Genomic DNA, 22,334 nt, shown 5'->3' with positions numbered 1-22,334 from the left:
CGGCCCCCCCGCCGCCAAAGCCGTACTGGAGGCGGCAATGGACGCCCGCCGGCTGGGCGTCGGCCTTCACCTCCCGCAGACCTTCCTCACCGACGCCGCGATCGACTACCTCAGCGACTACGACGAACTCACCGAGGACTGGGCAGAAGCAGCCTTCACCGACCTCGCCCGCCCCGTCCACGGCAAACAAGCCCCCCCTACGCCGCACCAACCCACGCCCCCAACGCCGCCCTCCCGGTGGCCCGGCACCAGCCACCACACCCATCTCGGCGGCAGGGGCGGTGTTCCGACTCGCCGACTACCTCGAACATCACGGCCGCAGCGCCCGCCGGGCGCTGTGCCCACCGAGCTCCTTCTGGGCCGCCGCCCACGCCCACCTCACCCACCCCGACGACCTCGACAACCTCGCCAGCGCCGCCAAAGACCGATGTCGTCTGCAGTGGGCCTACCACCTCGCCCGCCGGGCCGCTGATGCCGGCAACACCCATGCCTTGGTCATCCTGGCGGAGATGAGGAAGGTGGCCGGAGATGCCGCGGGTGCTCAAGCCCTCTACCGCCGTGCTGCCGACGTCGGCAACACCGAAGCCCTGGCCGTCCTGGCGGAGATGAGGGAGAAGGACGGAGATGGCGAGGGCGCTGAAGCCCTTGCCCTCCGGGCCGCCGACGCCGGCAACACCTTCGCCCTGTTCGACCTAGCGCAGACGAGGAAAGGGGCCGGAGATGGCGACGGCGCTGAAGCCCTTGCCGTCCGGGCCGCCGACGCCGGCGACATCCTCGCCCCAGCCGTCCTGGCCGAGTGGAGGGAGAAGGCCGGAGATCGTGAGGGCGCTGAAGCCCTTGCCCTCCGGGCCGCCGACGCCGGCAACACCTTCGCCCTGTTCAGCCTGGCGCAGATGAGGCAGAGGGCCGGAGAGGGCGAGGGTGCCCTATCCCTCTACCGCCGGGCTGCTGATGCTGGCGACGCCGATGCCCTGGCCGCCCTGGCGGAGTGGAGGGAGAAGGCCGGAGATCGTGAGGGTGCTGAAGCCCTTGCCCTGCGGGCCGCCGACGCCGGCAACACCGATGGCCTGTTCAGCCTGGCGGAGATGAGGGAGGAGGCTGGAGATGGTGAGGGTGCTGAAGCCCTTGCCCTCCGGGCCGCCGACGCCGGCGACACCCTCGTCCTGGTCATCCTGGCGGAGATAAGGGAGGAGGCTGGAGATGGTGAGGGTGCTGAAGCTCTCTACCGCCCGGCCGCCGACGCCAGCGACACCTTCGCCCTGTTCGGCCTGGCGGAGATGAGGAAGAGGGCCGGAGATGGCGACGGCGCTGAAGGCTTCTATCGTCGGGCTGCCGACGTCGACGACACCTTCGCCCTGTTCAGCCTGGCGCAGATGAGGGAGGAGGACGGAGATGGCGAAGGTGCCGAAGCCCTCTACCGCCGGGCCGCTGACGCCGGCCACCGTTCCTTCCCTGCCAGCTTCCATTCCTTCCCTTTTGAAGAAAGGTGGCCGTACGGTCTGGATCCGGACGGCACGCCCACACTCCCTTGGTCGTGAATGGGAGACACTGCCTGCGCTTGGCCCTCCTCTGGGGGCCAAACTTGCCATCGCCCGTGCAGGCGTCATGCCAAGGGCGGTACGACGAAGCCACGCCACCGGCGTTCGAAACCGTCGGCACCTCACCCCGGCCACCGCCGTCTCGGCCTGGACCGCGCCGTTTGCACGGCGGCGCTGCACGCCTTTGCTCGTGCCGGTGGCCGCACCCCCAACGTCTACTCACGCAGGGATGCTGCCTATCCCGTCCCCAAGCGGTTATACGAATCAATGGACTTCACCGCGTACGCCCGTACCCACACCTTCGTCGGCGGACCAACGGGCTGAGGGCCCCATCGATCGAAACCAGCGCCCGACGGCCTTCACGTTCAGGCCGCCCGCACCGCCCGCCGGAAGTCGGGACCGTAGGTGGTCGCCGTCGGCATGGTGCCCGCCGCCGCTCCGCGCCGGGCGAAGAGCACCTCCCGACCATCCACCGGGGTGGCGCCCCAGCGCCGCAGGTGCGCGTCGATCTCCCGCTCCAGGAAGGCGGGCAGCGGAACATCGCGGTAGGCGCCGGGGGTGCGGTGTTTGAGGGGGCCGAAGCGGTCCGGGCAGTCGGCGCGGTGCGCCGTGCGCCTCACCTGCTCCCGCACCCGCAGGACGCCGGCCCGACGGCACTGGGCGGCGAAGGCGAGAGCCTCGCTGACCCGCAGGCCCACCCCGGCCTGCAGATACACCGACAGCCGGTAGTACGGCCCAATGTGCCCGGCAATGAGATCGACCTCCTCCCGGGTCGGAATCGCGTCCTCGTCCACCGCGCCGGTGCCGACCCGCGGGAGCCTGACGCCGTCCACCGGGCTCCAGGGGATACGCCGTTCGTCCACCGCGGTCTGGAACAGGCTACGGACCAGCGTCATGCGGTCGTGCACCGTGCTCGCCGAAAGCCTGGTACTGAGGGCGGCGACGAACCGGTCGATGTCCGCCCGCTCCACACCGGCAAGCGTCTTACGGCCCAACTGCGGCAGGAGGTGCAGGCGCAGGAAGCTCTCATAGTTGCGGTGGGTGTTCTCCCCGACGAGCCGGCGCTCCAGCCAGTCCGCGGCGTATACGCGGACGGTGACGGCACCGCGCTTGGGGTCCAGGAAGAGTCCTTGGCTCTTGAGGTGTTCTACTCGTGCGGCGAACTGCCGAGCCTGGGTCTTCGTCGGGAAGCTCACCTCGCGCTGACGGCCCGTCTGTCCCCCCGGCTCCCGATACCGAACCGTCCACGGGTGCCCGCAGCGCGCCTTCGCACACGGATAGTGCTTGCTGCGCTTGTCGGTCCTGCACCGCTGGAACACCGAGGCCATACGCCTGTATCGGCAATGCCCGGCCTGGACTGAACATGGATCGCACGTCGCACGGGAGGGGCACCCGGCAACGTCACGCCTTGAGAACCCGCGCAGCGGTGCCCCGGTCAGACCATGCGGCCGGGGCACCGGGGCGGCAACAGCTTTCTAGGCAGCACGCTGCTGGGTGTGCGCCAGATCGCGGGCGGCCCGCAGCCGTTGTGGAACGAAGGCGTCGATCGTACCGGCACCCTTGCCCGGAGTGGCCTGCCAGCCGCGGATCTTGGTTGCGACCCGGGCGAGTTTGGTGTCGCCGGGCTTGACATCGATCTGGAAGTGGGACTGCTTGGGCAGCTTCTCGTCGCCGCCCCACCGCACGGTCCCCTCACAGTCGGCGAGGATGTCGCGGATGACGTGGACGTCTTGCGGGAAGAGGCAGCCGTCGGCGCCGAGGGGGTAGGCGTGAGGACGGACAGCGATGGCGGTGCCGGAAAGGTAGTTGCTCTCGAATACCGCGGCCACCGCGCGGTCGGTGGTGTGGCCGGTGATGTCCTCGGTCTTCAGCTCGGAGTCAATCTCGTAGAAGTACCTGCGGGCCACGTATAGCAGCACCGTCGCGGCGTCCCACTGCGCAGGGACACGGTCATGGGGGAGCCTTCAACCCGGTGTGGGGCAATGCCGTCATGATCGGTGACCTGCCAGCCGTTGGCGGACGTGCTGTTGCTCTATGCCGTCGTCCGCTCGGAGGGCTGCGGGCCGCCGGCTGCGTGTGCGGTGCCGGACGCGCCCGTGGCCATCAGGGCGCCGCTCCCGGCCAGGCCCAGCCCCCCGGACAGTACGCTGCGCCGGCTCAGGGGCTTGCTCTTGCTCACTTCAACTGCTCGTCTTCTCCGTTGTGTTAGTCGCTGTGCCATATCTGTGCCGCAGTAGGTTGTACACAGTCAGGGTGATCCCGAGGATGACCCCCGCTAGGGCCGCGAGGATCACCACGTTGAGCCATACCGGTACGAGTTCCAGGTGTGTGCCGTCGTCCCAGCGGCACTCACGTGAGAGCGGCAACATCCGTTCCACCACCCGCAGGTCACCACCGGGTGCCTCGTCTCTCATAGAGAAGTCAAGGGCCCGCAGGCACGGGGCGGTGGAGCCGTCCATGTCGAACCCGATCCACAGCCCCGGCACGTAGGCCCAGAGTCCCGCGCTCGCCGAGAGCACCGTCAGTTCCACACCGCGCCAGGGCTTGTGCCGGGAAAACCAGGCGCGGCGGGCGGCCAGTAGGTGCACCACCTTGACCACCAGTAGGAGTGCGGCGGGTATAAGGGTGAGATGCGCGGCGGTGAAGAGGCTAGCTGTGTCGATCACGTGGTGACTTCCTGGTCGATTGCAGAACCTGCCGGGCTCTACTTGCCAGCGTTCCGGCCGGTGCTATAGCGGGCGGTGTAGGTGGCGCGGAGAGTGCTCTCGTTTGCCACACGTTCCTGCAGCGCATCCGCGAAACCCAGCAGGTAGGACTCCAGTTTCTCGTAGACCCAGTGCCCCGGGGACGATGGTGGGGATGCCGCCGGTGGAGTTGTAAAGGTATGTCAGGCCCGCGTTGATCAAGTTGTCGTCCTGCTGAGCCAGCAGGTTGTAGGCGACGTCGACCACGCCCTGGTTAGTACTACAGCCGAAGATCGGGTCGTGACCTGGGCTGACACCTTGGGGATGGCCCTGACGCGGCATGGCCACTGCGTCAGGGCCGTCCGAAGACGGGTAGGTGGGAGTGCGCTGTTTCCTGGCGTGCGGCGGATCCGGCGCCGTAGGCCGGCGATAGCGTGGAGTTGAGACCCGAGTGATGAGGAGGGCGCGTGCGATTCGCGCTTGACGCACTGTTCACTGACGTGCCTGCGGAGCAGGTCGATGAAGCTCGTGACTTCTACAAGTCGAGGGCGGCCGGCCGTGGCCCCGGCACACTGGAGGAGCTCAAGGAGACACGAGCAAAGAGGTCCGCCCCTCGTGCCGCCGATCCGCCTGCCATCGAAGAGACGATCGAAGCCGCGGAAGCTCGCGTCCCTGTCAGGATCTTCACGCCTATCGATGGGCCGCCGCGGGGCGTCTACCTGGACATACACGGCGGCGGCTTCTACATGGACTCCGCAGCGCGAGGAGATAAACGCAACCGCGAGCTCGCAGACGCCCTGCGCCTCGCCGTTGTCAGCGTCGACTACCGACTGGCACCTGAGCACCCCTGGCCGGCGGCCCCCGACGACTGTGAAGCGGCGGCGCTCTGGCTCGTCAAAGAAGCCGACGCCCGCTTCGGAACGTCCCGACTTGCGATCGGCGGGAGCTCTGCGGGAGCCACACTCGCCCTTACGACCCTGCTGCGGCTGAGAGACAGAGGTGCCGTTGACCGATTCACCGGAGCTGCACTCCAATTCGGGACCTACGACTTGAGCGCACGAACCCCGGCCGGTCGCCGCATCGCGGACGAATACTTCATCGAGGCGTACGTCGGCCATGTGGAAGACCGCACTGTTCCCGACATCTCTCCCGTCTACGGCGTTCTTCGCGGGCTTCCCCCAACGCTGCTGATCGTGGGAAGCGCAGACGTGTTGCTGGAAGACAACCTGGCGCTGGCAGGTCGGTTGTCAGCGGCCGGCAATGACGTCGAGCTCCGGGTCTACCCCGACTCGCCCCACGGCTTCACGGGCCACCCCACGGCAATGGCCAGGACGGCGCTCAGCGGCGTCGACTCCTGGCTGCGCGACCGGATTACGCAATCGTAGGAACTGACCGCGCCCCTCGAAGGATCCCTACGCAAGCCGGAAGCGTGATCTTGCTGGCGGAGCCCGGTGGGGAGATAACTACGGTGATCATCGTCAGGTGTGTGGACTGAAGATGACTCGGTGGCCGCGGGCCGCAGCTTAGTTTCTGTCCGTTGGCAGGCGGTGTTCGAGGGCTTGATGGGCCGGATCGCGGGCCTTTTCGGGCGGGTTGAGCCCCGGCTGCGAGCACGGCAGCTGGTGCTGGGGCTGCTTGCGGATCTGCCGCGCAAGAACTGCTGGACGATTGCCGAGCACACCGGGGGCGCAAGCCCGGACGGGTTGCAGCACCTGCTCGCCCGGGCGAAATGGGATGCCGACCTCGTGCGGGACGACTTGCGGGCGTTTGTGCTGGAGCACCTGGCCGACGACCAGGCGGTACTGGTGGTGGACGAGACCGGCGACCTGAAGAAGGGCACCCGCACCGTCGGTGTGCAGCGCCAGTACACCGGTACCGCCGGGCGGATCGAGAACGCCCAGGTCGCCGTCTACCTCACCTACCCTCCCGGCACGGCCACGCAGGAATCGGCCGCGCGCTGTACCTGCCGAAGTCCGGGACCTCCGACCCGCAGCGGTGCCGCCGGGCCAGCGTGCCCCCGGACATTGGCTTCGCCACCAGGCCGCAGCTCGCCGCACAGATGATCGAACGTGCACTGGACGCCGGTGTCCGGGCCGCATGGGCGGCTGGCGAAGAGGCCTATGGCGACAACTCGCACCTGCGCGCCGCCCTTGAAGAGCGGCGGCTGGGCTACGTGCTCGCGGTCGCCAGCAACCATCACCTCACCGTCGGTCCCGGCCGCTTCCGGGCCGACGCCCTGGCCACCCGGATACCGAAACGGGCCTGGCAGAAGATCTCTGCGGAAGCCGGCGCCAAGGGACACCGCTGGTATGACTGGGCCCTGCTCGACCTGCCCGCCGGCCCCGGACACCACTGGCTGATGATCCGCCGCAACCGCCGCACTGGCCAACTTGCCTTCTACCACTGCTACTCGCCCCGCCGAGTACCGCTGTCCACCTTGGTCAAGGTCGCAGGAAGCCGCTGGACGGTGGAGGAGACATTCCAGAGCTCGAAGACCCTGACCGGACTGGATGAGCACCAGGTCCGCCGCTGGAACTCCTAGCACCGCTGGGTCACCCTGGCCCTGCTCGCCCACGCCTTCCTCGCCGTCACCGCCGCCCTCGAACGCCAACGCCACACCCTCGCCGACGACGGGACCAGCCCGGACGGACTGATCCCGCTCACCTGCAATGAAATCCAGCGCCTGCTCACCGCCTGGATCGCGCAGCCCACCCGCGACCTCACACACCGACTGCGCTGGTCCACCTGGCGCCGACGCCACCAAGCCCGCGCCCGCCGCAGCCACTACCGCCGCCAAGCCGCCCTTCAACGATGAAGATCACAACTCCGGCTGGAATATTAGGCAATCTTTTCGGAACTCGCAGGAGCGTCCACGTCAGGTTTGCTGATCATCTGCTGGTACACCTTGGGGGAATAGAACCACAGGCCGACGCCGAGAAGAACCACGAGAGCGCCGATGACGCCGAAGTACGGTCCCGAGGTAGCCGCGCTGTAGTACTTCGAAACCTGAGCGATGAGACCCTGTGCTGCAGAGTCAGAAGCGTAATTGAGTCCTACAACCTGAGAGGCAAATGCGACGGGCGCGAGCTGTGTAGTGGCAGACAGGCCGACAGGATTGACGAACAATTCGCCGATCGCAATCAAGCTGAGACTCACCAGGGGCCATGCCGGATTTGCGGGAGTGTGCGACCCGTCAAGGATCCAGGGCAAGAAGAGAAGGGCGAATCCGGCACCCGTGAGGATCAAGCCGATAGCGAATTTCTGTGGGGCTGTCGGTTGTCTGCGAAGCTTTGTCCAGAGGGAAGCCAGTACGGGGGCGAGGGCCAGCATGACAATCGGGTTGATTGTCTGCACCAGCGTTGGGTCGATATGGAACCCCCAAGCGTTAAGATCTGTTTGCTGGTCGGCATAGCTTGCCATGACAGTGAATTGCTGTTCCTCGACGAACCAGAACACCACCATGGCAATGAACAGAGGTATGAACGCCACCACGCGTCCACGCTCGAAAGCAGTGACCTTGCTACTGCGCAGCATGACGATGAAATATACAGCCGGCACGACGAGCGCGAGTACGCTGACCGTGTTGACAACGCCCTCGGCACTCAGACGGTCGTTGACCGCCAATATGGCGATTACTGCTGCCAGGATGAGGAAGCCGCCACCGAGCACCCCGTATACGCGGGTTCGGTGATGGGGCTCTAGAGGGTTGGGGACCTGCATGCCAGCGTCACTCAGAGTTCCGCGGGCACGCAGGAGATATTGGATGAGGCCGATGGCCATACCGACCGCGGCGGCGCTGAATCCCCAGTGGAAATGATTTCCTTGTGAGCTTTCCTGGTTGGGGCTCGTCAATATGTCCCCGACGATGACGGGGGAAAGGAAGGCCCCGATTTGCACGCCCATGACGAACAGCGTGAATCCGGCATCGCGGCGGTTGTCGCCCTCTTCGTAAAGGTCGCCGACGTTCTTCGTGATGTTCGGTTTTAGCAGGCCTGTGCCCACGACAAGCAAGGCCATGGAGGCGTACAGGGCCACGGGCCCGCCACCCGGCACGGCCAGCGCGACGTGGGCACCCATGATGAGAACACAGCCCCATGCAATGGAACGACGAGCGCCTAGAATTCGGTCGGCTACCCACCCCCCGGCGATGCCGGACATGTAGAGAGCCGCGCCATACACGGAAACGAGGCTCATGGCCAGATTTTTATCGAACCCCAAGCCGCCGTGGGCAGCCTGGTAGTACATGTAATAGAGTAGAATTGCCTTCATGCCGTAGTAAGAGAAACGCTCCCACATCTCAGTCATGAAGAGTGTGGAGAGCCCCCGTGGGTGCCCGAAAAATCTCTTTTGGGAAGCAGCGCCAGGTGTGGGGGTGTTTACTGACACGGGATCTCACTTTCTGTCGACCGTTCATCCTGAGTTGCATGACATATACCGACCGCGAGTGCCGCACTCCAGGGCGACGCGCCTGTGGCATCACCGCAACATTGGAGGTCGCGCCATAAGCAGCTCGCAAGACAGGCTACTTCTGTGTGGAATCCATCCGCTTCATTCGGAGCCGCAACAGAGCGATTCGAATGACCCTGAAAGGATTCCCCGTCATTACTTGATATGGATGCGGAGGGAGTGCTTCCCCGCGCTGTGTTGCGCGATAGGCATCCAGAATATGCCGTCGACCGGCATCCACGGAAACCCCCTATTTCTATTTACATAAGGAAAGCTTTCCCCTCTTTGGCTATCCGATCACGCGGCCATCGAAGTGGTCAACCTAACCCCCTGAAAACAAGCCAGCGGAAGAAAATGCAAAGCGTAGGCAAGCTGCAGTTAGTTGCGCAAGTTATTTATTTTGCTCATTTCTTCTGCATGAGGCATACATGTTAAGCAAGATAGACTTTCCTGTAGATATCGCCCTGTTTGAACTTCAAGCGTGAACCGACGAGCCGGCAGTGGGCGGGGGCTTCGAAGTCCTCCCAGGCGGTGGCGAAGGTGATGGTCGGCGCGGCATCGGCTCCTGACGCTTGATGGTTCCGATACCGGGCTTTTCCCGACTAAAGGTTGCCCTACCTTCATGGCGTGGGTCTGATCGGGTCTGATGCAGGTTCGGGTGACAGGTTCGGTCACGCGGCCTGGAGGGCCGGTGTGGTCATGACGGTCTCGAATTCGACGGGGGTCAGCCGGCCGAGCGAGGCTTGTCTGCGGCGTCGGTGATAGGTCCGCTCGATCCAGGTCACGATCGCGATCCGCAGTTCCTCGCGGGTGGTCCAGCTTCTGCGGTCGAGGACATTCTTCTGCAGCAGGCTGAAGAAGGACTCCATGGCCGCGTTGTCGCCTGCCGCCCCGACCCGCCCTATCGAGCCGGCCATGCGGTGCCGGTCGAGCGCCCGGACGAACTTCCGGGACCGGAACTGCGATCCGCGATCGCTGTGCAGAATGCACCCGTCGACGTGTTCACGCCGGGCCACGGCGTTGTCCAGAGCGACCACGGCCAGGCGGGACTTCATCCGCGCATCGATGGAGTAGCCCACGATCCTTTTACTGAAGGCGTCCTTGATCGCACAGAGATACAACTTCCCTTCACCGGTGGCGTGTTCGGTGATGTCGGCGAGCCACAGCCGGTTCGGGCCGGTCGCGGTGAAGTTGCGGCTCACGAGATCGTCGTGCACCGGCGGGCAGGCCTTCTTGCCCCTGCCACGCTTCTTCCCGAAGACACTCCACCAGCGGTTGTCCCGGCAGATCCGCCACGCGGTGCGCTCGGCCATGCCCGCCCCGGCACCACGCGCTTCATCGGCCAGGAACCGGTAGCCGAACTCCGGGTCGTCGCAGTGGGCGTCGAACAGCGCGTTCGCGCGATATGCCTCCTCCAGGACGGCGTCGGCAACCGGCTTGCCCAGCCAGCGGTAGTAGGGCTGTCTGGCGAGCTTCAGGACCCGGCACGTCACCGTGACGGGCACCCCGTCCACGGCCAGCTCTTTCACGAGCGGGTAGATCCTTTTCCCGGCAGATGTGCCTGCGACAGATAGGCCGCGACCCGGCGCAGGACCTCGATCTCCTGCTCCAGCCGCTTGATCCGCCGCCGTGCTTCCCTCAGTTCCGCACTCTCCTGGCTGGTCACCCCGGGCTTGGTCCCGTCCTCGACATCCGCCCGGCGCATCCACTTCCACAACGTCATCGGGTGGACCCCGAAGTCGGTGGCTACCCGCTCCACCGTGACACCCGGGCCGCGGTTCCTCGCGACCCGCACGACGTCCTGGCGGAACTCTTCCGGATAAGGCTTGGGCACAGCGACATCCTTTCCACCCGCCCCACAGGGCAAGCCAGTTCAGATGTCACCCGATCGTGCAGCAGACCCGCGGCTCGCACCAGGGGCACTACGGCAGATGGTCATCGACCACCTCCAGTCACACCCCGACGAGGCGTTCACAGCGACCAAGATCAGCCGCATCATCGAACGGTCCTCAGGAGCCATCGCGAACTCGCTGGACAAGCTGGTACGCCTCGGAATCGCCGAGCAAGTAAGCGACACGCCACGCACGTTCCGCCTGGCCGGTGCCACCCCGGCCAACAACCCCCAGTAAACGCCGTCACCACCGGCTGGGCGCACCTCTCACACCACACGGGATGCGCCCGGCCCCTCGGTATCGGTGACAGCCGCTCGGCTAGGTCACCACGCGACAGGTTCCGCCGCCCACAGCGCTGACGAGCAGAACGCGCCGCCATTGACCGGCCACGCCTGCCTGGTCGTCTCTGACATCCGGTGCCGCGCCGGCCAACTGCCAGCAGACACCGGTGTGACTCAGTCGTTCACCTGGCCCGTGAGTGGTCCAGTTGGCCCGGGTGAGCGTCGTACGTAAGTGGCCCGCCGGGTAGTGGGCCCTGGTTGTCCACCGTCCATGAAGTCAGTCCGGCGCGAGGCGCTGATCCGGGAGACTGGATGGCAAGGGGCCGTGCCGAGAAGTGCGCTGCGATGCCAACCGTGCGCCGTCGTCCCCAGGGACATCGCGTACATCGTCACCTTCCACGGTCGACACCTGCCCGTACTGCAGTGGGGTGCCCATCCCCGTTTCCCGGATGGGCACCCCGACTTCGCTTCCGCCGACGGCCATTCACCTAGCGGGACGCACCCGCTGCGAGATGATGGCGCGTCAGTGCACCTGGACCGTACGGATCTCCGCGGTCTGGCTCTCGGTCGGGTGACCACCGCGCGGGCCGTCGACGATGTAGAGGACGCCGCGGAACTGGAGCATGCCGCGATGGGTGGCCTTGACCTTCACATCGGCCTTGGCCACCCCGCCGCCGTCGAACTCCACGATGCGGCCACACTTCACAGCGTGCCAGGCGCCGTGCGTCCCCACGCGGTCCTGCACGCAGAACTTTCCGTATCGCAGCCCGTCCTCGTCGCCCTGCCCCTTGACGTGCACGCTCTGCCCGACCTTCACGGTGCCCGGTACCGCGCTGAGCGTCGCGCCCCCCTTGGCGAACGCCGGCGTCACCACCAGCACGGCCGCGGCCACACCCATGGCGCCCACCGCGGCGATCCGAGCACCCTGCCGCCCGACTCCCCGGTTCGCGGCTCGCCCTGTGATGCGATGCGTCATCGCTGCCCTCCGTTTGGTCGTCATCTGGTGGCACACCTCTCGGGACCGGGCGCGCACCATCGTCCGTTGCGCTACTAACCTGATCCGACGCGCTGTCGGACGACTAATGACGCAGTAACACACCGCTAATGCCGCGACCGCCCCATCTTGGCCAATACGGTTGACTGACTAAAAATCCACACGGCATCTCCGGCGCTAACACCCACGACAGCCTCGCACTGCAGCCGCTGGTGCGATCCATCCCACCCATCCGCAGCTGCCGCGGCCCGCGCCGACGGCGACCGGACAAGCTGCACGGCGACAAGGGCTACGACTACGACCACCAGCGTCGGTGGCTACGAGCGCGTGGCACCACACCTCGCATAGCCCGCCGCGGGAAAGAGTCTTCGCAGCGACTGGGCGGACACCGCTGGGTCGCCGAGCGCACCACGTCCTGGCTCTCCGGCTGCCGCCGACTGCACCGACGCTACGAGCGCAAGCCCGAGCACTTCCTCGCCTTCACTGCCATTGCCACCAGCCTGATCAACTATCGCTGACTCGCCAAGTGAAGCGAGGTCCAAGTCGAGGCTGCGCTGGCCAAGCGGTTCACGTGGTGCAGCCTCTCGCATGACCCGGGTCTCGGCGGGTCGGCCCATGCGGCTCAGGAGATCGTCAAGCGACTTCTCCGACAGCATGTTTGCGGGCTCGCTCGCCATGTCACCGCCTGGTGGGGCGAGAACCACAGTCATTGCCTGGCGCGAGCCGGCCGGCGAGGCCGTCGAGGATCCGGTCGAGTCCATATGCGAAGCGGTCCTCGCGCACCTGCCGCGGGTCTACCTCCTCGCCGAAGTCCGGGCTGTGGTCCGACAGCCATTCGCGCTCGGAGACACCACTGCGGGCGACCAGTGAGAGGTACGCGGCCTCGCTGGTGGCGATCCCGACAACGTAGGACATGAGCGCCCCCGCGGCCTGGTCCTCCTCACCCGCAGGGAAACCGGCCGCCTGGAACTGCGCGAGGAGACCCGATGTCATGCGGACGGCGTTCGGGCCAATGTGGAGTAGCCCGACCTGGCCGAGTTCGGGGCCGACCCAGGGGTGGCGCAGGACCATTGCCCGCAGGTCGGCGGCGGCGCGGGCGACCGCCGTGCGCCATGTCCTGTGGGTGGCGGCGGCCGGCGGGTCCAGCTCACCGAACACGTCGTCCACGGCCAGCTGGATCAGCTCGTCCCGATTGGCCACATGCCGGTAGAGGGAAGTGGCCCCGGCCTTCAGACGAGTGCCGAGTTTGCGCATGCTGAGCGCCTCGACACCCTCCGCGTCCAGCAGCTCGATCGTCGCGGTCACGATCTGCTCCCGCGTCAGTTGCTCTCGCTGCGGGCGATGCGGACGTGTCCACACCGAGGTGATCGGCTTGGCGTCGCGAGGCACGCGCGCTCACTCCCGTCGGTCGATTACTGCTGCTTGTCACCCCTCACCGTAGCCGACACTGTACGCGTGTTGCGAACGACGATCCTCGATGCGTACAGTGTTCGCATCGAGGATCACCGTGCGCCATGGAGGGGAGTCGGCTGTGCCGAACGGTACGAACTTTGACGAAAAGGGCAACTGGAGTGTCGAAGGGGCGTGGGGCACCCGGAACTCAGCCGGGCGGAAGCTGGATCTCGCCCGGTGGCAGGCCCGCCTCGACCAGCTCTGCACCGAACACCACGTGCCGGGAGCATCCTTGGCTGTCCTCGTCGACGAGGCCGTCCAAGCATGGGCGAGCGGCGTCCTGCACCGCGGCACGGGCGTGGAGACGACGACCGACTCGGTCTTCCAGATGGGCTCAATAGCCAAGATCTACACGGCCACCCTGGTGATGCAGCTCGTCGAGTCCGGCCGGCTCGAACTGGACGCACCGGTCACGGACGTGCTGCCGGAGTTCTCGCTCGGTGACCCCGAAGCGACCAGGATGATCACCATCCGTCGGCTGCTCAGCCACACAAGCGGGCTTACCTGCGACTTCAATCACGACAGCGGGCGCGGCGACGACTGCCTCGCCAAGTACGTCGAGGCCGCGAAGGACGTTGCGCTCGACTGCCCGCCCGGCAGCGCGATTTCGTACAGCAGCGTCGGCTACAACGTGCTCGGCCGGATCGTCGAGGTGGTAACCGGCAAGACATGGGACGAAGCACTCAAGGACCTGCTGCTGACCCCGCTCGGCCTCACCCACACCATGACCCTGCCCGAAGAGGCGCTGCGCTTCCGCGCGGCCATGGGGCACCTGGGCGAGCCGGGCCAGGATCCGGCCCCAGCACCGGAATGGGACATGATGCCGCGCTCGGCGGGCCCGTACGGCAGGGTCATCGCCACCGCGGGCGACCTCACCCGGCTCGCACGGATGCACCTTGCCGGCGGCGTGGCCGAGGACGGCACCCGCGTGCTCTCCGAGGAGACGGTCGCCCTGATGCAACGCCGGGTGGTGGACTGCCCCGACAAGTGGACGGTCAGCTCGGACGGTTGGGGCCTGGGCTGGACCCTGTACGACTGGAACGGCGTCGAGGGCTACGGCCACGACGGCGCCTCCATCGGGCAGTACGGCTACCTGCGCGTGGTGCCGTCGGCCGACGTCGCCGTCGCGCTGCTCACCAACGGCGGCGGGGCACGCGAGGTGTACGCAGCGCTCTACCGCGAGCGGCCACGTCGATCAACGCGCGGGCGGTGTCGGCCAAGGACATGCCGCGACTGCGGCGCAGCCGCTTGAGTGTGGCCGCGCCGAGATGGCGATCGTGCTCGCTCATGTCCCCATCATGCCCGTGCCGTTGGTCACACTGGGACGATCAGGCGAGGCTTCCCGCCCGCCGCGGCATGATTGATCGTCTGCCATGTGCCGGACGTGCTGTCACCCTCGCCGAGAGGGAACCCGATCACCATGTTGGACCGGTCGACCATGTACTTGTTGCGGGCGTGGTAGGTAGGCGTCCGCAACTCCGAAGCACGCAGCTCGATGACGTTCGTGATCCGATCCCGGCACTGGCTGACCGCCTCTTGTGCCTCGGCCGGCTGCTGGTCGATAGTCCCCGGCACGACGATCGTGATCGCGGACTGCGCGTTGTTGGCCAGCCACAGAAGCGACAGCGAATCGATCCCCTTTGCCCCGCCGATATGGAAGTGGGCGTCGTCGTTTGCGAACGGCCTGAGGTAGCAGGCGAAGAGGTCCGTGTACCAGGTGAGTTCGTGGCATTCGGTTGACCGTGTGCCGGTGATGGTAATGCTCAGAGCCATGATCAAGTCCGTGTCATAGGTTGTCAGCTGCCGTGCCCGTTCACGTCGCAGTGCACTGGAGCCATGGACACGAGCAACGACTCAGCCGCCGTTCTGGCCGGGCATCTCGAAGCGAACGGTGTCGCAGTCGTCTGGACTGACGCAGCCGCCGTCTCCGTTTCGCATCCGCTGAACTCAACAGTCCACGAGGACGTTACCGCCGACAGTGGCCGCTACGTCACCGTCTACGGGTACGAGGTCGGGCAATACGGCGACGAGCAGGAAACCGCCCACCGGGTCGCGTATCTCGTGGGCGCCGACTCCGGACGTGAGTCGCTACCGGTCGATGTCGAACTCATCAGTGCGACGATCCGACACGCCCTCCGTCTTGTGTCCGGCCGGCCGGACACACACGCGCTGACCGAGTTGGAAGAGGAATTGCGTGGGCACGTTGCTCTCCTCCTCCCTGAGGTACGTGAGTCAGCTCGATCTCTGTGGCCCAACAGCATCGAAGCGCACCGGCTGCAGGCTCGGCTCAATGGAATCGAGCGGCAGACCCAGCGGGGCCTTGGGCAGGGATTGCTGTCCGCTCAAATCCAGGTGCACCAACTCGCCCGGGATTGCCAGTATCTGCTGGCCCGGCACACCGCGGAGACCCGGCGATGACAGGCACGCGCCCACCGCTGGCCTTCGTCTACGACCGGTGCGCCAGCCGCTCCCACCGCCAGCTCCACATGCGCCTGGAGGGCTGCCACCACTACGCCGACCGCATGGGCTGGGACCTTGCCGGCCGCTGGTTCGACCTCGGCGACCACGCGCTGAGCACATATCGTCCGCAACTGGACACCATGCTGGCCAGCATGCGGACTGAGGCAGGCCACCGCGAAGTGGTGTGCTTGGTGCATACCTGGGAGAGGCTGGCCACCGACGCCACGTACCGTCAACTGCTCCGACGGCGCGTCATCGAGGTCGGCGGCCGGACGGCCACGACGTTCGGCGAATACGACCGCCCTACACGGAGTGTCGTTCTCCTCGGAAGGCAACCGTGACTCCTGATCACCGACGCATCCTCACCTATCTGACGTGCCTCGTCGCGCTGGCCCTCGTACTCACCATCGGCGTCATCGGTGGCGGTCATGGTGGCTAGCTCAAACACCTGCATCCACTCCAGCTCCATACGGAAGTGGACCTACGACCGAGATGGACGGAGTTCCCCGGCCCGGTGAACTACCTGTCTGTCAGACCTGCACAGTTCTCCTCAGCATCACCCCGGCAAACAGGAGACCATCGAATGACCATCAATCCTGCTGTGGGAGATGAGGTCGAACCCGCCTACTTCCCCGCGTGGGCGAGCGGGTGTGGCGACTACGCCACGGGGATGCCCTCGCGGATACCTGGCATCGGTCGCCCACGCACCGAGCCCGGCTTCCTGCCGGCGGTGATCGACCTGATGATCCCGGTACCGGACGCGGCGTCCCTTGCGGCCCTGCGGTGGCTTCGCACTGCTGCCGGGATCGAAGCCGGACCGGCGACCGGCACCAACTTCTGGGGAACGTGCCACCTCGTGGCACGGATGCATCAAGCGGGGATGCAGGGCAGCGTCGTCACCATCATCGGCGACGCCGCTGATCCGTACCGCAACACCCACCTCAATACGGAGTGGGTGCGTGCGCGAGGACTCGACCCCGCGCCGTACGAGGCCGACATCGAGCTGTTCGCCCGCACCGGGGAATGGCCGGTCGGGTAGCAACCCGCCTGACAGCCGGACGCGGATGCCCCTCACACCTCTATCCCGGCTGGATTGCATGAGACAGAGTCTGACTTCGCTGAGAAGGGTCAACACCCTGTCCACGACGGATCCGCAGCCGAGCACTGCTGTCCTGTGACAGTCGATCTTCCTCTTTGCCACTGAATCTTCCTCAAGCCCGGCTTGTTGCCACTACGGTTTACTCGATTGGGGGCGAGGTGGCCGGGTGAGCACTGCGGGTGCGTTAGAGCATGACACCGCCGGGGGTGGATTCACGCTCCGGTTCGGCGGTGCTGGAGGCCACGAGCGGGTTGTCCCGCTGGATCAGTGCCACGGGCTGGCGTGGGAGGAGGCAACTCCGGTACGGACGTTCCGCTGGTCGCGCGGACTCGGGCATTTCCCAGGCTGGTGGTGGGCCGCGTCGACTGGACGTCATGTGGGGTTCGAGTCGTGGCTGGAACAGGACCGGCTGATTCTGTTGGACTTCGATCCGAATGTTGTGGGGATCGCTTCGCAGCCGTTCTGGCTGCACTGGCATGACGGGAAAGAGAAGCGGCGCCACGCCCCGGACTACTTCGTACGGCTCGCCGACGGCCGTGCTCGCGTGGTCGATGTCCGGGCTGAGGACCAGGTCGACGAGCGGACAGCTGAGGCGTTCGCGGCCACCGAGCGGGCCTGTTCGGCGGTCGGCTGGGAGTTCAGGCACGCCGGTGCTCCTGATCCTGCGCTGATGGCGAATCTGCGGTGGCTTGCCCGTTATCGGCATCCGCGCTGCGCCGGCAGACCTGGGATCGCAGCCCGGTTACAGGAGATATTCGCCGCGCCGACGCCGTTGCTGACGGGAGCCGAGGACGTCGGGGATCGGCTGGCGGTGTTGCCCGCGCTGTTTCATCTGATGTGGAGGCAGGAGCTGGTGGCCGATCTGGCGCATGAGCGGCTGGGCCCCGCCACACTGGTGCGGGCCACTGGCTCAGCAGGGGGCTCGTGGTGAACGCGGGACGTCGGCCGCGGCGGCCTGTCGGGGTGTCGATCGGTGATCGAGTGCGAATGGCCGATGTCCTGCACACGGTGATCGCGGTGTCCGGTACGACCGTGCGTCTGGCGGACACGGATGGTGCGGTCACCGACATTGGCCTGATCGAGTTGTCGGCGGCCGAGGACTTTGAGGTGGTACGCGCGTCGTCCCGGACACCGGTTCCGCCGGCGACGCCGTTGGAGGGGCTGCCGGAGGCAGTAGCGGCTGAGGCATTGTGGTGGGAACAGCACATCGTGGAGGTGTTGCGCGGGGTTCCGCCGCAGGCGCCTGCCGGCACGAGGCCGAAGCCTGAGTACGACCCGGCGGTGGTGTCGCTGACCCGCCGCGAGCAGGCCAAGGCAGCGGAACTGACCGCTGCGGGGCGGCCGGTGACGCCAAGTGCGATCGCCAAGCGACGCCGCCGCTATGAGGCCCACGGAGTGGTCGGGATGGCCGACCACCGGTCCGCCAAGCCCGTCAGCGCGCACGGCCGGGTGGACCCGCTGGTGGTGGAGGCGATGCGGAAGGCGGTAGCCGAGGCCGCCCAGGGTTCCACCCGGACGGCGACCTACCTGTTCTGGAGGACCGGTCAGATCCTGGACGAGGATCACGGCCGGGGCTCGGTGGAGCTGCCGTCCCAGCGCAGTCTCTACCGGCTGCTGGAGAAGCTGTCGGCGGGCAAGCACACCACCGGATCGGCCCGCACCCGCCGGTCGCTGGTGGATCGCCCCGACGGGCCGTTCGGCGAAAGAAGTGCGGCGGCGCCGGGCGAGCTGATGCAGATGGACTCCACCCCGCTGGACGTGCTGGTCCGCCTGGACGACGGGGTCCCCGCCCGAGTGGACCTGACCGGCATGATCGATGTCGCGACCAGGAGCCTGACCGCGGCGGTGCTGCGGCCGACGACCAAGTCCGTGGACGCCAGCGTGTTGCTGGCCCGCACCGTCACCCCCGAGCCGATGAGGCCCGGCTGGGCCCAGGCGTTGGCGATGTCACGCTCGGCGTTGCCGTTCAGGCGGTTGCTGGACATCGACGCGCGTCTGGAGCACGCTGCCGCCCGGCCGGTCATCGTCCCCGAGACCATCGTGGTCGATCAGGGGAAGGTGTTCATCTCCCGCAACTTCCGGGCCTCCTGCAACTTTTTGGGCATCAACTTCCAGCCGGTGCACGACGCATCGGGCTGGGAGAAGGGCCACATCGAGCGGATGCTGGGTTCGGTCGGAACTCTGTTCGCCCAGTTCCTGGCCGGTTACACCGGCTTCAACGCCGAGCGCCGCGGCCGGCACGTCGAACAACAGCCGCTCTGGTCCTTGCTGGAGCTGCAGGAACTCCTGGACGAGTGGATCGTGGTCTGGCAGAGCCGGCCCCACGACGGACTGCGTGACCCCCTTCACCCGGGGCGGATGTTCAGCCCGAACGAGAAGTACGCCGCTCTCGTCGAGACGGCCGGCTATGTCCCGGTCGCGTTGTCGGCTGATGACTACATCGAGCTGCTGCCCGCGACCTGGCGGGCGATCAACGCCTACGGCGTGAAGATCAAGCACCGGACCTACGACGACCAGGCCCTCAACCCGCTGCGGCAGCAGCGGTCAGGCGTCAAGGACCGCAAGGATCTGTGGGAGATCCACTACGACCCCTACGACGTGTCCCGCATCTGGGTCCGTGACCACTGGAAGGGCGGCTGGATCACCCTGTTCTGGAAACAACTGCACCGCGTCGCCGCCCCGTTCGGCGAACTGGCCTGGGACCACACCCGCCGCACTCTGCCCGGCGCGAGTGAGGAGCAACTCGCCGACGCCGTCGCCGACCTGCTGCGACGAGCCCATCAGGGCCCCGCTGACAGCGGTGCTCGAGACAGCAGAGCCGGACTCAGCCGCCGGGACCGGCGCGTCGCCGCCCGCACCAAGTCCAGTCCGCCCTCCACCCCCATCGCACCCAAGGCTCCCCCTGCCGACCACGTCGCCGACTCCGAAGCGGGCCAGGCCGACGATGCTCCCGAGGAGAACATCGCCAAGGTGATCCCGATGCCGATCTCCGACCCGTTCACCGAAGCGGACAAGCGGTGGTGAGCCAGAAGCCGGGGCGGGGTGGGGATGCCGCAGATGGGTACGGGCATCTGCAACTGACCACCCTGCCGGGCTGGCGCGGGTTCGTCACCGAGATACCCGCAGTGCCGGAGCTGCTGCCCGAGGCGATCTGGTCGGGTCTCGCGGACGACAAACGAGCCTGCTACGACGATGACCGCATCGACCACCACTCACGGTTGCTGGTGGTCCAGACTCCCACGATCCGCCAGGTCATCACCTCGGGCCGCCGCCTGATCCAGATGAACAAGGACGCCCACTACGGACGATGCGGCCTGATGGTGTCCGGCCCCGCCAGAACCGGCAAGACCACCGCGCTCACCCAACTCGGCAAGACCGTCGAGGTGATCCACCGAAGGCGTCACCCGAACTCCTCCAACGACATCCCGGTCATCTACATCACCGTCCCACCCGCCGCCACCCCCAAGATGATCGCCATGGAGTTCGCCCAGTTCTTCGACCTGCCGATCTCCACCAGGAGCAACATCACCGACATCGCCGACGCGGTCTGCGGCGTCAGTACGGACGCCCACGTGACCCTCGTTGCGGTCGACGAACTCCACAACCTCAACACCGCCACACGCGCCGGCGCCGAAGCCTCCGACACCCTGAAGTACTTCTCCGAACGCATCCCGGCCACCTTCGTCTATGCCGGAATCAGCCTGGAACGCACCGGACTTCTCTCCGGTCCTCGCGGAGAACAGATCGCCGGCCGGTTCGGCATGGTCCGCACCGGACCGTTCGGCCAGAACCAGCAGTGGACCGCGCTGATCGCAGCCCTGGAGGACAACCTGAGGCTCCACCGCCACCGGGCCGGTGCCCTCACCCGACTCGACCGCTACCTGCACCAGCGCACCCACGGGATGATCGGAAGCCTGCTCTGGCTGATCCGCGGCGCCGCCATCAACGCGGTCCTGGACGGCACCGAGAAGATCACCAAGAAGGCCCTCGACGCCGTCGACGCCGACTTCACTTCCCAGTCCCCACAGCCACCCGCCGTGTGATCGATACCCATGCTGCCCCGAGAACGAGCCGAGAAGATCCTCACCTTGCACGCGGCCGGATGGCCAGCGCGGGCCATCGCCGACCATGTCGGCCACAGCCTGCCGACCGTCTACGGTTACATAAACGGCCGCAGGACACCCGGAGTTCGGGCTCCGCAGCCAAGTCTGCTCACCGAACCCCTCGCCAGCTACTGCCGTCAGCGACTCGCCGAAGATCCGCACCTGCGGACCAGTGTCCTGTTCAAAGAAGTAGCCGACCTCGGCTTCCAGGGAAGCCGAGCAACTTTCTACCGCGAGCTGGACCGCCGCCTGCTGGTCCTGGCCGACCGCCGGAGAACCAACTCACAGGAGGAGCCCGAGGTCCCATCCGGGATGTCCCGCACACTCGCCCGCAGGCCGGAGCGGACACCGGTGCTGCCACAGCGAGTCGCCGCGGTCGCAGGGGAAACCCTCAACTCCTACCTGGCCCGGATCGCCCAGGCCAACTACCTCACCGTCAGCGAGGTACTGGCAGTACTGCCCACCTGGTTCTCGACGAAGACCAACAACCTCGACGACCGAGCCCAGCACCACATGCTCGCCCCCGCAGCCACCCACGCCCTGCACGAACTCGCTCACCTCACCGGCACCACTCCCGCCGGCCTGGCTCACGCACTGCCCGCCTTCGGCACCGACGAGAGCCCCATCCGGGCCACGACCGCCTGCCACCGGTGCACTGCCCGCCTCGGCATCCGCGAGCCCGTTCCCGTCCACCTCCCGATTCACCACAAGGTCTGCACGCGGCACGGAATCTGGCTCAGCGATCTCGGAGAACCCCACCTCGACCTCTCCATATGCCCCGAGATCACCGCCGCCCAACACCGGGCGAACCGCCTCCTACGCCGCTTCACACCCCAGCAACTCACCCTCGCCCACCAAACCGCGGTCAAAGCCGTCCCGCCCTGGCCAGCCTCCCCAGCTGCCGTCCCGCACCACTGGAGATACCGGCTTCTCGCGCTGCAGACCCACAATCACCACCGCGGCATCCCGACCGAACTCGACACCTACACACACGCCGCGATCTACCCAGACGCCATCGAACTCGCCGCAGCAGCACTCGCCAGGCATCCTCACGATCCAGCAAGATCCACTGGCGAAATCTCTCCGCATCTCCGAACGGTGGCACCCGTGGGGCACGGCCACTTCGCCACTCAAGATTCCTCATCGCAGGTCAGAGCGACCGCGTCAGGGACGACTCCGTGACACAGGACAACTGCCCGACCCAGCCGACTGTCCGTCAGCCACATCCAGCTCCGATCCAGCGGCGGTCCGGATAACCAGGGATGACGACAACTGACGAGATGTCAGTTCATCCAGCGCGGATCCAGCACCGGGTACGACAACGGGGCCGACCCCGGATGGGACCGACCCCGCTTGACCTGCATGTTTGCGAGATCGCTACGCCG

At 66.6% G+C, this 22,334-nt stretch carries 21 protein-coding genes and 2 pseudogenes; 13 read left to right on the top strand and 10 right to left on the bottom strand.

Features of this window, described 5'->3' with window-relative positions:
* A partial coding sequence (locus tag RZ84_RS41585) for a hypothetical protein (protein WP_241777822.1) occupies window positions 1–190 on the bottom strand: 190 nt, incomplete at its 3' end.
* A gap of 91 nt (window positions 191–281) precedes the next feature.
* On the opposite strand from RZ84_RS41585, the gene RZ84_RS41580 reads away from it, so the two are divergent.
* Window positions 282–1,538: a tetratricopeptide repeat protein gene (locus RZ84_RS41580; protein ID WP_063772695.1), complete on the top strand. Its 1,257-nt coding sequence runs from the start codon at window positions 282–284 to the stop codon at window positions 1,536–1,538.
* 365 nt (window positions 1,539–1,903) lie between these two features.
* Here the strand turns inward: RZ84_RS41580 and RZ84_RS23180 are convergent, their stop codons facing one another.
* The 4 genes from RZ84_RS23180 to RZ84_RS23170 form a co-directional block, all read right to left on the bottom strand.
* On the bottom strand, window positions 1,904–2,734 hold the full coding sequence (locus RZ84_RS23180; RefSeq protein ID WP_052230116.1) for a tyrosine-type recombinase/integrase: 831 nt from the start codon (window positions 2,732–2,734) through the stop codon (window positions 1,904–1,906).
* Window positions 2,735–3,013: 279 nt separating this feature from the next.
* On the bottom strand, window positions 3,014–3,457 hold the full coding sequence (locus RZ84_RS41575) for a hypothetical protein (RefSeq protein WP_241777821.1): 444 nt from the start codon (window positions 3,455–3,457) through the stop codon (window positions 3,014–3,016).
* A 113-nt stretch (window positions 3,458–3,570) separates the two neighbouring features.
* Window positions 3,571–3,717, bottom strand: coding sequence for a hypothetical protein (locus tag RZ84_RS41570; RefSeq protein ID WP_241777820.1), 147 nt, complete (start codon window positions 3,715–3,717; stop codon window positions 3,571–3,573).
* Between the two features lies 1 nt (window position 3,718).
* The gene (locus tag RZ84_RS23170) at window positions 3,719–4,204 is read right to left on the bottom strand and encodes a hypothetical protein (RefSeq protein WP_043265904.1); all 486 of its coding nucleotides are present in this window, start codon (window positions 4,202–4,204) and stop codon (window positions 3,719–3,721) included.
* A gap of 485 nt (window positions 4,205–4,689) precedes the next feature.
* Between RZ84_RS23170 and RZ84_RS23165 the strand changes: the two genes are divergently transcribed.
* Entirely contained in the window at window positions 4,690–5,607 is a 918-nt protein-coding gene (locus tag RZ84_RS23165; protein WP_043265903.1) for an alpha/beta hydrolase, read from the top strand.
* 177 nt (window positions 5,608–5,784) lie between these two features.
* Window positions 5,785–7,037 (top strand): annotated as a pseudogene (locus RZ84_RS23160) (IS701 family transposase).
* A 23-nt stretch (window positions 7,038–7,060) separates the two neighbouring features.
* Here the strand turns inward: RZ84_RS23160 and RZ84_RS23155 are convergent.
* Both RZ84_RS23155 and RZ84_RS23150 read right to left on the bottom strand, forming a co-directional pair.
* Window positions 7,061–8,608 carry a peptide MFS transporter gene (locus RZ84_RS23155; protein ID WP_052230115.1) on the bottom strand — a complete coding sequence of 516 codons (1,548 nt, stop codon included), beginning with the start codon at window positions 8,606–8,608 and terminating at the stop codon, window positions 7,061–7,063.
* A 731-nt stretch (window positions 8,609–9,339) separates the two neighbouring features.
* A protein-coding gene (locus RZ84_RS23150; protein WP_107068160.1) for an IS3 family transposase occupies window positions 9,340–10,502 on the bottom strand; the annotation gives its coding sequence in 2 pieces (ribosomal slippage) (window positions 9,340–10,215 and window positions 10,218–10,502; 1,161 coding nt in all).
* Window positions 10,503–10,599: 97 nt separating this feature from the next.
* On the opposite strand from RZ84_RS23150, the gene RZ84_RS23140 reads away from it, so the two are divergent.
* Entirely contained in the window at window positions 10,600–10,797 is a 198-nt protein-coding gene (locus RZ84_RS23140; protein ID WP_043265900.1) for a hypothetical protein, read from the top strand.
* Window positions 10,798–11,364: 567 nt separating this feature from the next.
* Here the strand turns inward: RZ84_RS23140 and RZ84_RS23135 are convergent.
* Window positions 11,365–11,817 carry a hypothetical protein gene (locus RZ84_RS23135; RefSeq protein ID WP_043265899.1) on the bottom strand — a complete coding sequence of 151 codons (453 nt, stop codon included), beginning with the start codon at window positions 11,815–11,817 and terminating at the stop codon, window positions 11,365–11,367.
* Window positions 11,818–12,002: 185 nt separating this feature from the next.
* Between RZ84_RS23135 and RZ84_RS36955 the strand changes: the two are divergent.
* Window positions 12,003–12,353, top strand: a pseudogene (locus tag RZ84_RS36955) (transposase); the annotation flags it as partial.
* A 160-nt stretch (window positions 12,354–12,513) separates the two neighbouring features.
* Here RZ84_RS36955 and RZ84_RS23130 read toward each other — a convergent pair.
* Window positions 12,514–13,224 (bottom strand): TetR/AcrR family transcriptional regulator, encoded by a 711-nt coding sequence (locus RZ84_RS23130; RefSeq protein WP_043265898.1) that lies wholly within the window; start codon window positions 13,222–13,224, stop codon window positions 12,514–12,516.
* A gap of 295 nt (window positions 13,225–13,519) precedes the next feature.
* Here RZ84_RS23130 and RZ84_RS23125 point away from each other — a divergent pair, with 295 nt between their 5' ends.
* Window positions 13,520–14,539, top strand: a complete 1,020-nt coding sequence (locus tag RZ84_RS23125) for a serine hydrolase domain-containing protein (RefSeq protein ID WP_347232778.1) — start codon at window positions 13,520–13,522, stop codon at window positions 14,537–14,539.
* 62 nt (window positions 14,540–14,601) lie between these two features.
* Here the strand turns inward: RZ84_RS23125 and RZ84_RS23120 are convergent, their stop codons facing one another.
* Complete coding sequence (locus tag RZ84_RS23120) at window positions 14,602–15,060, bottom strand: DNA-processing protein DprA (protein ID WP_078894105.1); 459 nt, start codon at window positions 15,058–15,060, stop codon at window positions 14,602–14,604.
* A 63-nt stretch (window positions 15,061–15,123) separates the two neighbouring features.
* Between RZ84_RS23120 and RZ84_RS35175 the strand changes: the two genes are divergently transcribed.
* From RZ84_RS35175 to RZ84_RS35170, 7 genes are all read left to right on the top strand, one after another.
* Complete coding sequence (locus tag RZ84_RS35175; protein WP_052230114.1) at window positions 15,124–15,705, top strand: DUF6415 family natural product biosynthesis protein; 582 nt, start codon at window positions 15,124–15,126, stop codon at window positions 15,703–15,705.
* Window positions 15,702–16,088: a recombinase family protein gene (locus tag RZ84_RS23110; protein ID WP_043265897.1), complete on the top strand. Its 387-nt coding sequence runs from the start codon at window positions 15,702–15,704 to the stop codon at window positions 16,086–16,088. Before RZ84_RS35175 ends, RZ84_RS23110 begins: the two co-directional genes overlap by 4 nt.
* A gap of 242 nt (window positions 16,089–16,330) precedes the next feature.
* Window positions 16,331–16,786 carry a hypothetical protein gene (locus tag RZ84_RS23105; RefSeq protein ID WP_241777819.1) on the top strand — a complete coding sequence of 152 codons (456 nt, stop codon included), beginning with the start codon at window positions 16,331–16,333 and terminating at the stop codon, window positions 16,784–16,786.
* Window positions 16,787–17,105: 319 nt separating this feature from the next.
* Complete coding sequence (locus RZ84_RS23100) at window positions 17,106–17,777, top strand: TnsA-like heteromeric transposase endonuclease subunit (RefSeq protein WP_043270608.1); 672 nt, start codon at window positions 17,106–17,108, stop codon at window positions 17,775–17,777.
* A 56-nt stretch (window positions 17,778–17,833) separates the two neighbouring features.
* Entirely contained in the window at window positions 17,834–19,870 is a 2,037-nt protein-coding gene (locus RZ84_RS23095; RefSeq protein WP_052230112.1) for a Mu transposase C-terminal domain-containing protein, read from the top strand.
* Entirely contained in the window at window positions 19,867–20,889 is a 1,023-nt protein-coding gene (locus RZ84_RS23090) for a TniB family NTP-binding protein (RefSeq protein ID WP_043270604.1), read from the top strand. Before RZ84_RS23095 ends, RZ84_RS23090 begins: the two co-directional genes overlap by 4 nt.
* Window positions 20,890–20,898: 9 nt before the next feature.
* Window positions 20,899–22,131 (top strand): TniQ family protein, encoded by a 1,233-nt coding sequence (locus RZ84_RS35170; RefSeq protein WP_052230111.1) that lies wholly within the window; start codon window positions 20,899–20,901, stop codon window positions 22,129–22,131.
* Window positions 22,132–22,334 lie beyond the last annotated feature (203 nt).

Source organism: Streptomyces sp. CT34 (genome assembly GCF_000805335.1).
Taxonomy (GTDB): Bacteria; Actinomycetota; Actinomycetes; order Streptomycetales; family Streptomycetaceae; genus Streptomyces.
This window is presented reverse-complemented; position numbering and strand designations above follow the sequence as displayed.